This window comes from Erysipelothrix sp. strain 2 (EsS2-7-Brazil) (genome assembly GCF_016617655.1).
GTDB lineage: Bacteria > Bacillota_I > Bacilli_A > Erysipelotrichales > Erysipelotrichaceae > Erysipelothrix > Erysipelothrix piscisicarius.
Genome location: NZ_SCFT01000007.1, coordinates 44,613 through 54,507 on the forward strand (window position 1 = coordinate 44,613; position 9,895 = coordinate 54,507).

The window sequence follows — 9,895 nt, forward strand, 5'->3', positions numbered from 1 at the left end:
TATGAAATTACATGAATTAAAATATAATGAAGGTGCACGCCAAGATCGTAAACGTCTTGGTCGTGGACAAGGTTCAGGAACTGGTAAGACATCAGGAAAAGGTCACAAGGGTCAAAATGCTCGTAGTGGCGGTGGTGTTTCACTAGGATTTGAAGGTGGTCAAACACCATTGTTCAAACGTATTCCAAAACGCGGTTTTAAAAATGTTAACCGTGTGGACTATGCAGTTGTAAACTTAAGTTCATTAAACGTATTTGAAGACGGAACTGAAGTTACAATTGAAGCACTTTTAGAAAAAGGAATTATCAAAAAAACACTTGACGGAGTTAAAATCTTAGGTCAAGGTGAATTAGAGAAAAAATTAGTTGTTAAAGCTAACGCATTCTCAAAATCAGCAGTTGAAAGTATTGAAAAATTAGGTGGAAAAGTAGAGGTAATCTAATGAGATTTTTTACTGATTTATTCAAAAATAAAGAAATCAGAATAAGAATCATTTTCACACTTGCAATGTTATTGATTTATCGACTAGGGACAGTTATTCCTGTTCCTAACGTCGATAGCGTTAAAGTCGCAGGATCAATGGCTAGCGAACTAAATTCAAATACATTAGTTGGAATGATGAATATTCTTGGTGGAGGGTTTATCCAATCATTTTCAATTTTCGCTCTAGGTGTAGGACCTTACATTACCGCATCAATTATTATCCAATTGTTATCAATGGATGTTATACCATATTTAACTGAGTTAACGAAGTCTGGTCAAAAGGGTAAATTACAACTTGACCGAATTACACGTTACCTTGGCGTGGTATTAGCATACATTCAAGCGATTGGAATTATTAGCTTACTCAACAATCAACATAAAATTCTGTTGAGTAGTACTGTAGCGGACTACTTCTTTATGGGAACTGTAATGGCTGCGGGAACAATGTTCCTTCTATGGCTTGGTGATCAAATCACTCAAAAGGGTGTAGGTAATGGATTATCAATGATTATTTTCGCAGGTATCGTATCAAATCTACCAAGTCAATTTAAAGGCGCTTTTGCTGAAATGACTAAAGCTGGTACAACTATGGGCTTTGTATGGTGTGCAGTCTATGTGCTCTTATACTTAGCGATTATTATTCTTGTTATCTACATGAACGGTGCCGTTCGTAAGATTTCAATTCAATATACATCAAACGTAGGTGGAACCACTCGTGGTAAGAGTATGAACCATTTGCCATTAATGATTAACTCTGCATCAGTTATTCCAGTAATTTTTGCTGGAGCAATTATGCAAGCACCTGTTATTGTTATGAGTTGGATTAACCAAAATAGTGGTTTCTACAAGTTTATGACAACAACAATGAGCTTACAACAACCGGTAGGATTAATTGTCTATGCATTATTAATAATTGCATTCACATTCTTCTACACACACTTACAAGTTGACCCTGAAAAGATTTCAGAGGATTTCGGTAAGAATGGATCATATATCCCAGGTGTACGCCCGGGTAAAGATACAAAGAATTACATCAGTACAATTCTAAATAGAATTACGGTATTAGGAGCCTTATTCCTAACATTTGTAGCATTACTCCCTCATGTGCTACCGATGATTACACAGGGAGCAATTCCAGCAAGTACAGCAATTGGTGGTACAGGTATCATCATCGTTGTCGGTGTTGCACTTGAAACAGTTAAAGAACTTGAGGGTCGTATGACACAACGTTCATACAAAGGTTTATTTAACAAATAACAATTAGGAGGACAGTTTATGAATTTATTAATCATGGGTCCTGCTGGTAGTGGTAAAGGTACAATGTCAGCGCATATTGTTGAATTGTTCAATGTTGCTCACATTTCAACTGGAGATATGTTTAGAGAAGCTATCTCAAATGCTACTCCAGTTGGAATTGAAGCAAAATCATATATTGATCAAGGAAAACTTGTGCCTGACGAAGTAACCGACCGCATGGTAAAAGAGCGTATCTCAAAAGATGATTGCTTGAATGGTTACTTATTGGATGGCTATCCACGTAACTTACATCAAGCAGAAGCACTTGAGGTAATGTCAAATGATATTAACCGCCCTATTGATTTAGTAATCAATCTTGAGGTAGAATATGAGGAGCTTGTAAAACGAATTACGGGCCGTCGTCTATGTAAAGATTGTGGTGCGATCTATCATATTGACAACAATCCACCTAAAGTAGAATCTAAATGTGATATTTGCGGTGGAGAACTATACCAACGAAGCGATGACAACGAAGAAAAACTTCAAGTTCGTTTTGAAGAGTATATTAACCAAACAAAACCAGTTATCGATTATTATCGTGAAAAAGGTTTAGTTCGTGACGTTAATGCATCTCAACCTGCAGAAACCGTTATGAATGAGATAAAAAACATCTTGGAGGCGGTTAAATGATATCAACCAAGTCTGAACGTGAATTAGAATTAATGCGCGAAGCAGGAAGAATTGCTTTTGAGTGCCAAGAGGCAGTCAAGGATGCAATCCAACCTGGTGTATCAACCAAACATTTGGATGATATTGCTCGTAATTATATTCTAAGTCAAGGTGCAACACCAGCGTTTCTTGGTTATGATGGATTTCCGGGTTCAATTTGTGCTTCGGTAAATGAAGTTTTAGTTCATGGTATTCCTAGTTCAGAGGTAATCCTCAAGAATGGCGATATTATCACGATTGATGTAGGCGCTATTTATAAAGGTTATTACAGCGATCATGCTTGGACATATCCTGTTGGGGAAATAAGTGATGAAGCAAAAAACTTATTAAAAGTAACTGAAGAGTCGTTATTTGCAGGAATTGAAGCTGCTGTAGCGGGAAATCGTATTGGAGATATTGGTCATGCGGTAATGACAGTAGTTCAACCATTTGGTTATGGACTTCCTGTTGAATACTCAGGACATGGTGTCGGAACTTCGATGCACGAAGCTCCATACGTACCCAATGTTGGTGTTCCTAATAAGGGAGCGCTTCTTCGCAAAAATATGGTTATTGCGATTGAACCTATGGTTCAAATTGGAACCAATAAAACATCTGTATTAGATGATGAGTGGACTGTTGTATCAGAAGACAGATCCTTAACAGCTCATTTTGAACATACAGTGGTAATTCTTGAAGATAGTTATGAAATTTTAACTCGAACAAAGGAGGCTTTTAAACACTCATGAGCAAAGAAAATGTTATCGAAGTAGATGGAGTAGTTCTTGATACATTGCCTGGAGCAATGTTTAAGGTGGAACTCAGTAATGGTCATGAAATTTTAGCTCACGTATCTGGTAAAATCCGTATGCACTACATTCGCATTTTACCGGGAGATCGCGTGACTGTTGAGATTTCGCCTTACGATTTATCACGTGGGCGCATTACATTTAGACATAAATAAGATAGTTTTAGGAGGATAATACTATGAAAGTAAGACCATCTGTAAAACCAATGTGTGAAAAATGTAGAGTTATTCGACGCAATGGTAGAGTAATGATTATTTGTGAAAATCCAAAACACAAACAAAGACAAGGATAGGAGGACGTCATATTAATGGCTCGTATAGCAGGAATTGACATTCCACGTAATAAACGTGTAGTAGTCTCATTAACATATATCTACGGTATTGGCTTAACAACATCAAAAGAAATCTTAGAAAAATGCGAAATCAGCGAAGATATCCGCGTTAAAGATTTAACTGAAGAACAAGTTAATGCAATCCGTCGTGAAGTAGAATCAATCAAAGTTGAAGGGGATCTTCGTCGTGAAGTTAACCTTAACATCAAACGCTTAATGGAAATCGGTTCAAACCGAGGAATCCGTCATCGTCGTGGCTTACCAGTTCGTGGACAACGTACAAAAACAAATGCACGTACACGTAAAGGACCTCGTCGTACAGTAGCAAATAAAAAGAAATAATAAGGTTAATTAATTAGGAGGAAAACGTAATGGCAAAAGCAAAAGTAGCTCGTAAACGTCGTGTCCGTAAGAATATAGCACGCGGAGTTGCACACATTCATTCGACATTTAACAATACTATTGTTACAATTTCAGATGAACAAGGAAATGTTATCGCTTGGTCAAGTGCTGGTGCTTTAGGCTTCAAGGGTTCACGTAAGTCAACACCTTATGCAGCTCAAATGGCATCAGAAGCAGCAGCTAAAGCGGCAGTTGATCATGGTATGAAAACAGTTGAAGTTAGTGTTAAAGGACCTGGACCAGGTCGTGAATCGGCAGTTCGTGCACTTCAAGTAGCAGGACTAGAAATTAGTGTAATCAATGATGTTACACCAGTTCCGCACAATGGATGCCGTCCACCAAAACGTCCACGTGGATAATAATATAAACTATAACAAGGAGGTATTCATAGATGAACAAGTTTGAACGTGCGAAATTTGAAGTAAAAGAATTTGATGAAACAGCACATTATGGTAAGTTCGTTATCGAACCACTTGAACGTGGTTTTGGTAATACTATCGGGAATGCGCTAAGACGTGTACTCCTTTCATCTTTACCAGGCGCAGCAGTTTACTCAATTAAAATTGAGGGTGTGTATCATGAATTCACATCAATTGCAGGCGTAGGAGAAGATGTTACAGGTATCGTTCTCAACGTTAAGGATCTTGTTTTAAATGTTCAAGATGAAGAAGTTTATACACTTCGCATCTCACAAAAAGGTCCTAAAGTTGTTACAGCAGCTGACATCGAATGCCCAGCAAATGTGGAGATCTTAAATAAAGATCACATTATTGCAACACTTGCAGAAGGTGCAGTGTTAGAGATGGAGCTTAAAGCTCGTAATGGTCGTGGCTATGTAAGTTCTGATGAAAACAAATTAATCTATCAAAATGCATCACAAGGAATTGGCACGATTTTTACAGATTCTATTTATACTCCAATTGAAAGAGTTAAGTATCATATCGAACCGACACGTGTCGGTCAAGACTCTAAATATGATCGTTTAATTATGGAAGTTTGGACAAATGGTTCAATACAACCTCAAGTAGCGTTATCATTAGGTTCAAAAATTTTAATGGACCATTTAGAGCAAATTGTTGCAATTAAAGATTCAGTTTATGAAACAGAATCTGTAATTAAACCTGATGTTTCAGGCGTTGAAAATCCAATGGCAACAATGATGATCGAAGATTTAGACTTGTCAGTTCGTTCATATAACTGCTTAAAGCGCGCAGGTATTCAAACAGTTGAAGAGTTAACACTTAAAACTGAAGATGAAATGATGCGCATTCGTAATCTAGGTAAGAAGTCACTTAAAGAAGTTAAAGACAAACTCCATGATCTTGGATTAGGCTTTAAATCATTTGAATAGGAGGAAATAGAATGAAAAACCGTAAATTAGGTCGTGATTCAGCTCACCGTAAAGCATTGCTACGCAATCTTTCAACTAGCTTAATTGTTCATGGTCGAATCGAAACAACAGAAAAGAAAGCAATGGAACTTCGTTCAGTTGCAGATAAACTTGTAACTCTTGCAAAACGCGGGGATTTACATGCTCGTCGTGAAGCAGCAAAAATCGTTTTTAACGTTGTTGCTGATGAAAAAACTGGTCAAACAGCTCTTCAAAAACTTTTTGATGAAATTGGACCTAAATATGCAGACCGCAATGGTGGTTACACACGTGTAATCAAAACTGAAATGCGTCGTGGTGATGCAGCTCCAATGGCTATTATTGAATTCGTTTAATATTAGTTAAAAAAAGATAATCGATACAGTATGCACGGGAGTATCCACTCTCGTCTCGAGGTATTGTACTCAAAATATACTCTTTTAAACCGCTTTAATCATTTAAGGCGGTTTTTTTGTGCTCTAGAGCCCGTGTAGGTCCCCTTAACAGTACAAAATCGTTTTTAAGGTAAAAATACACATAAAGATGATATTGATCATAGGATAGGATTTAGGAGAGGCATAATAATAATCCATCACGCATCCATAACGAAATATTATTTCAAACTGTGTCCAATATCGGTGAAAATATTATTTGACATATTCGTATAAATAAGGTAATTTATTGATAGAGGTACATCAGTACCGAGGAGGAGAAATATGGACGCATTTGTAAAGTTTTTGGATGAAAAATTGTCCGCGCCAATGGCTAAACTTGCGAACCAACGACATCTGCGAGCAATTCGTGACGGGATCATCGCTACATTGCCGTTAATCGTTGTGGGATCTTTCTTTTTGATTCTTGCAGCACCGCCATTACCACAGAGTTGGAAGCTCTATCAATTTCTAACAGGCCATGCCGCTAAAATTCTACTGCCATTTAGATTATCGATGGCAATCATGACGCTTTATGCTACATTTGGAATTGGATCAAGCTTGGCTAAGTCTTATGATTTGGATGAACTTTCGGGAGGAATTTTAGCGACTGCAGCCTTCCTATTGACTTTTATACCGATAAACATTCCTGCAGATGCAGGGTTGGAAGTATCGGGATGGGTATTACCAATGGCAAACCTTGGTGGAGCAGGGATGTTTGTTGGAATTATCACATCAATCCTTGCAGTCGAAATATTCCGTTGGACTGATAAATCAAACTTCAAGATTTCAATGCCGCCTCAAGTTCCAACATCTGTTGCGCGCTCGTTTGAAGCACTTGTTCCAACCGCAATCATACTTGTACTCATGGCAACCATTACGTATTGGATTGGCTTTAACTGGCATACATTTATCGCTGGACTTGTAAAACCAATTGTCCATGCTGCCGATACACTACCAAGTGTTCTTATCATTGTTTTCCTTGTTACATTCTTCTGGTCATTTGGGATTCATGGTGTCTCTATTATTGGGACATTAGCACGTCCGATTTGGCTACAACTATTGGATAATAATACCGCTGCATCCGTAGCGGGACAGGCACTTCCAGCAATCAGTGCAGAGCCCTTCTATCAATGGTTTATTTGGATTGGTGGTTCAGGGGCAACGATTGGTCTTGCAATTGCCATGGCCTTCTTTTCAAAATCCGCATATGCTAAATCATTAGGTAAAACCGCATTTATTCCTGCATGTTTTAATATCAATGAACCGATTATATTTGGTGCACCTATTGTGATGAACCCAATATTAATCATTCCATTTATCATTACACCACTTGTAGGTACGGTTATCGCGTGGTTGGCAACTTCAGCCGGCTTGGTTAATCGTGTTATTGTTACAGCTCCGTGGACGTTGCCTGGACCTATTGGGGCCTATATCGCAACAGGTGGCGATTATCGAGCAGCGATTTTAAATATTCTACTCATCGTAATTTCAGTTGTGATTTACTATCCATTCTTTAAAATCTATGATAATAAACTATTAGAAGAAGAACGCGTAGGAAGTTAAAAAATTGTGATCTAGACGGGGGTCTTGCAACTGCAAGACCTCTTTCGTTAAAATGAGGTATACTATGTATAAATACGAAAAAAGTAATTCAGCACCCCTAATCAGTTTTAAAAGTGCATTTATTATTGTTGGGAGTATTCTTCTTGGCACAATCATAGTACCGGCAATGTTAAATCAAGTTGGTTTAAACCAAAAATGGATACAAGTAATCGTAGTATCAAGTATTACAGCATTATCTACCAGTTTTTGTTTCTTTTTTATTGAAACAAATAAACGATTATCACGTTCATTTTGGTTGGTATTTTTGATTTTATTTCTTGTCATAGGGCTTATCTCGACATTTTGGATATATGAAATATTATATATATAAGGAGTAATTATGAGAAAACTTGGAATTTCAATCTATCCTGACAAATCGTCAGTAGAATCAATGAAGCACTATATCGATGACGCAGCAGATGCGGGCTTCTCACGAATCTTTTCGTGTTTGTTATCGGTTGAGAAACCTAAAACAGTTATTAAAGAGGAATTTTTAGAAATAAATCGTTACGCACGATCAAAAGGTTTTGAGATTATTGTTGATGTTAGCCCTAGAGTCTTTAAAGATCTTGAAATTAGCTACGCAGATTTATCATTTTTCTCAGAAATAGAGGCGGATGGTCTTCGACTTGATGCTGGATTTGGGGGGAGTGAAGAAGCAATGATGACCTTCAATCCTTATGACTTAAAAATTGAGATTAATATGAGTAACGATACACACTATATTGATACAATTATGGACTATCAGCCCAACCATTATAATTTGATTGCATGTCATAATTTTTATCCGCATCCATATTCGGGACTTAATGAAGATTATTTTATGAAGTGCACTCAAAACTTTACCAAATACGGTTTGCGCTCTGCTGCATTTGTGACCAGTCAAGCGGAAGGATCTTATGGCCCATGGCCCGTTTCAGACGGACTTGTAACACTTGAAAAACATCGATACTTACCACTTGATGTTCAAATTAAAGATTATATCGCGATGAACATTGTCGATGATATTATTATTTCTAACTGTTATCCTACTCAAGCAGAAATGGATGCAATAAAAAAAATCGATTTATATAAGCTTAATTTAAAGGTTGAATTGGTTAAAGAAATACCAGAAATTGAGCGTAAAATTGTCTTAGAGGAGCCTCATTTTAATCGAGGTGATCGAAATGATTATATTATCCGTTCAACCATGTCACGCGTGAAATATAAAGGTCATGATTTCAAAGTTTTTAACACTCCAGATATGATTAAGCGTGGCGATATAATTATTGAAAGTAGTTTATTTGGTCATTATGCTGGGGAACTTCAAATTGCAACTCAAGACATGAAAAACACAGGGAAATCGAATGTTGTGGGTCATGTCGTTGAGGAAGAACTTTGCCTGTTGGATCGTATTAAGCCATGGCAAAAATTTAGTTTTACGCTATGAAGTATTACTTAGGCATTGATGCAGGAGGAACTTATACGCGCATGGTGATGTTTAATCAGGCTGGTATAGAAGTAGACTTCGTACGTCTGGAAAGCATCCATTATATGCAGGTTGGTTTTGATGGGATTACAAAAATTCTTCAACACGGTAAGACTGAGTTGGAACAACATGGTTATTGTTTTAAATCGGTAGATGTTGCAATTGGAACAGCAGGTTATGGCAATGATCCTAAAATTAGAGAAAAAATTGAACATGCAATTTGGTCTGTATTTCCCCAGGCACTTATTATGAATGATGCGCAATTCGCGATGGTTTCAGCATTGGATAACCATGACGGTGTTTATCTTATTTCGGGAACAGGGTCCATTGCTATGCGTAAAATAGGATGTTCTACGGACCGCAGAGGTGGTTATGGGTATTTGCTGGGTGATGAAGGAAGTGCTTTTTGGATTGGACGCAATTTATTAAGTGTTTTTACCCAAGAATCGGATGGGCGCTTACCGAAATCTGATTTTTATCATGCGATGATGGAGCATTTCAAATTAAACCAGCCTTATGATCTTGTGGGTGTTGTGAATGAATCCCAAGACCGTTATCGAGGCTTTGCGGCAGAGGTTAGTCTTGTGGGTTCTAAATGTTTGCATGTTGACCATGTTGCCACAATCTATCGAAATGCGGGGATCGAACTTGCGAAACTGGCAAACAGTTTTGAGCTTAATGGAAAAACGAAAATTGCCTTTGGTGGCGGTGTCCTATTAAATAATGAATGTGTTCGAGCTTCAGTTATCGAGCACATTCAGGAAGGTTATGATGTCGTGGTGAACCATCAAGCTGTAGAATATGCCGCCTATCTACTTTTAAATCAAAAAAAACCTTATGAAATTTCATAAGGTTTTTTCTTCGTATTGAAAGAGTTCATCAAGAGTACAATTCAAAATGATTGCACATTTAAATGCGAGTTCTAAAGACGGATTATAAGACCCTTTCTCAAGAGCAATAATGGTCTGCCGTGACACCCCGACTTGATCGGCGAAAATCTGTTGGGTATAGCCACAAGCTTCTCGTTTTTCACGAATATGATTGAGTATCAAA

15 protein-coding genes are annotated in these 9,895 nt (G+C 37.6%); 14 read left to right on the forward strand and 1 reads right to left on the reverse strand.

The genetic code is table 11. The features are described from left to right. Position 1 precedes the first annotated feature (1 nt). The 14 genes from rplO (at position 2) to EPJ90_RS04765 (ending at position 9,693) form a co-directional block, all read left to right on the forward strand. The gene (rplO, locus tag EPJ90_RS04700; RefSeq protein WP_125164275.1) at positions 2-442 is read left to right on the forward strand and encodes a 50S ribosomal protein L15; all 441 of its coding nucleotides are present in this window, start codon (positions 2-4) and stop codon (positions 440-442) included. Continuing rightward, entirely contained in the window at positions 442-1,740 is a 1,299-nt protein-coding gene (gene secY / locus EPJ90_RS04705; RefSeq protein ID WP_161637323.1) for a preprotein translocase subunit SecY, read from the forward strand. The genes rplO and secY overlap by 1 nt, the downstream gene beginning before the upstream one ends. Before the next feature lie 18 nt (positions 1,741-1,758). Beyond that, positions 1,759-2,409 carry an adenylate kinase gene (locus EPJ90_RS04710; protein WP_125164277.1) on the forward strand — a complete coding sequence of 217 codons (651 nt, stop codon included), beginning with the start codon at positions 1,759-1,761 and terminating at the stop codon, positions 2,407-2,409. Continuing rightward, the gene (map, locus tag EPJ90_RS04715; protein WP_125164278.1) at positions 2,406-3,176 is read left to right on the forward strand and encodes a type I methionyl aminopeptidase; all 771 of its coding nucleotides are present in this window, start codon (positions 2,406-2,408) and stop codon (positions 3,174-3,176) included. The genes EPJ90_RS04710 and map overlap by 4 nt, the downstream gene beginning before the upstream one ends. Beyond that, positions 3,173-3,391: a translation initiation factor IF-1 gene (gene infA / locus EPJ90_RS04720; RefSeq protein WP_003775226.1), complete on the forward strand. Its 219-nt coding sequence runs from the start codon at positions 3,173-3,175 to the stop codon at positions 3,389-3,391. The genes map and infA overlap by 4 nt, the downstream gene beginning before the upstream one ends. Positions 3,392-3,414: 23 nt before the next feature. Next, entirely contained in the window at positions 3,415-3,528 is a 114-nt protein-coding gene (rpmJ, locus tag EPJ90_RS04725; protein WP_016357297.1) for a 50S ribosomal protein L36, read from the forward strand. 15 nt (positions 3,529-3,543) lie between these two features. Next, positions 3,544-3,909 carry a 30S ribosomal protein S13 gene (rpsM, locus tag EPJ90_RS04730; RefSeq protein ID WP_161637325.1) on the forward strand — a complete coding sequence of 122 codons (366 nt, stop codon included), beginning with the start codon at positions 3,544-3,546 and terminating at the stop codon, positions 3,907-3,909. Between the two features lie 29 nt (positions 3,910-3,938). Continuing rightward, a complete protein-coding gene (gene rpsK, locus EPJ90_RS04735; RefSeq protein WP_003775229.1) occupies positions 3,939-4,328 on the forward strand; it encodes a 30S ribosomal protein S11 in 390 nt (129 codons plus the stop codon). 32 nt (positions 4,329-4,360) lie between these two features. Then, entirely contained in the window at positions 4,361-5,320 is a 960-nt protein-coding gene (locus EPJ90_RS04740) for a DNA-directed RNA polymerase subunit alpha (RefSeq protein WP_003775232.1), read from the forward strand. A gap of 11 nt (positions 5,321-5,331) precedes the next feature. After that, entirely contained in the window at positions 5,332-5,694 is a 363-nt protein-coding gene (gene rplQ / locus EPJ90_RS04745) for a 50S ribosomal protein L17 (protein WP_018579484.1), read from the forward strand. A 360-nt stretch (positions 5,695-6,054) separates the two neighbouring features. Beyond that, positions 6,055-7,335, forward strand: a complete 1,281-nt coding sequence (locus EPJ90_RS04750; RefSeq protein ID WP_125164280.1) for a PTS sugar transporter subunit IIC — start codon at positions 6,055-6,057, stop codon at positions 7,333-7,335. 64 nt (positions 7,336-7,399) lie between these two features. Beyond that, the gene (locus EPJ90_RS04755; RefSeq protein WP_125164281.1) at positions 7,400-7,705 is read left to right on the forward strand and encodes a hypothetical protein; all 306 of its coding nucleotides are present in this window, start codon (positions 7,400-7,402) and stop codon (positions 7,703-7,705) included. A 9-nt stretch (positions 7,706-7,714) separates the two neighbouring features. After that, positions 7,715-8,803: a DUF871 domain-containing protein gene (locus tag EPJ90_RS04760; RefSeq protein ID WP_161637327.1), complete on the forward strand. Its 1,089-nt coding sequence runs from the start codon at positions 7,715-7,717 to the stop codon at positions 8,801-8,803. Further along, entirely contained in the window at positions 8,800-9,693 is an 894-nt protein-coding gene (locus EPJ90_RS04765) for an N-acetylglucosamine kinase (RefSeq protein WP_161637328.1), read from the forward strand. The genes EPJ90_RS04760 and EPJ90_RS04765 overlap by 4 nt, the downstream gene beginning before the upstream one ends. On the opposite strand, the gene EPJ90_RS04770 is transcribed toward EPJ90_RS04765, so the two are convergent. After that, positions 9,688-9,894, reverse strand: coding sequence for a helix-turn-helix transcriptional regulator (locus tag EPJ90_RS04770; protein ID WP_161637329.1), 207 nt, complete (start codon positions 9,892-9,894; stop codon positions 9,688-9,690). The two genes, EPJ90_RS04765 and EPJ90_RS04770, sit on opposite strands and share 6 nt — an antisense overlap. Position 9,895 lies beyond the last annotated feature (1 nt).

Excerpts from the sequence above, each read along its gene's own strand:
- rplO (WP_125164275.1), top strand. The coding sequence starts at position 2 with ATGAAATTACATGAATTAAAATATAATGAAGGTGCACGCCAAGATCGT.
- secY (WP_161637323.1), top strand. The coding sequence starts at position 442 with ATGAGATTTTTTACTGATTTATTCAAAAATAAAGAAATCAGAATAAGA.
- EPJ90_RS04710 (WP_125164277.1), top strand. The coding sequence starts at position 1,759 with ATGAATTTATTAATCATGGGTCCTGCTGGTAGTGGTAAAGGTACAATG.
- map (WP_125164278.1), top strand. The coding sequence starts at position 2,406 with ATGATATCAACCAAGTCTGAACGTGAATTAGAATTAATGCGCGAAGCA.
- infA (WP_003775226.1), top strand. The coding sequence starts at position 3,173 with ATGAGCAAAGAAAATGTTATCGAAGTAGATGGAGTAGTTCTTGATACA.
- rpmJ (WP_016357297.1), top strand. The coding sequence starts at position 3,415 with ATGAAAGTAAGACCATCTGTAAAACCAATGTGTGAAAAATGTAGAGTT.
- rpsM (WP_161637325.1), top strand. The coding sequence starts at position 3,544 with ATGGCTCGTATAGCAGGAATTGACATTCCACGTAATAAACGTGTAGTA.
- rpsK (WP_003775229.1), top strand. The coding sequence starts at position 3,939 with ATGGCAAAAGCAAAAGTAGCTCGTAAACGTCGTGTCCGTAAGAATATA.
- EPJ90_RS04740 (WP_003775232.1), top strand. The coding sequence starts at position 4,361 with ATGAACAAGTTTGAACGTGCGAAATTTGAAGTAAAAGAATTTGATGAA.
- rplQ (WP_018579484.1), top strand. The coding sequence starts at position 5,332 with ATGAAAAACCGTAAATTAGGTCGTGATTCAGCTCACCGTAAAGCATTG.
- EPJ90_RS04750 (WP_125164280.1), top strand. The coding sequence starts at position 6,055 with ATGGACGCATTTGTAAAGTTTTTGGATGAAAAATTGTCCGCGCCAATG.
- EPJ90_RS04755 (WP_125164281.1), top strand. The coding sequence starts at position 7,400 with ATGTATAAATACGAAAAAAGTAATTCAGCACCCCTAATCAGTTTTAAA.
- EPJ90_RS04760 (WP_161637327.1), top strand. The coding sequence starts at position 7,715 with ATGAGAAAACTTGGAATTTCAATCTATCCTGACAAATCGTCAGTAGAA.
- EPJ90_RS04765 (WP_161637328.1), top strand. The coding sequence starts at position 8,800 with ATGAAGTATTACTTAGGCATTGATGCAGGAGGAACTTATACGCGCATG.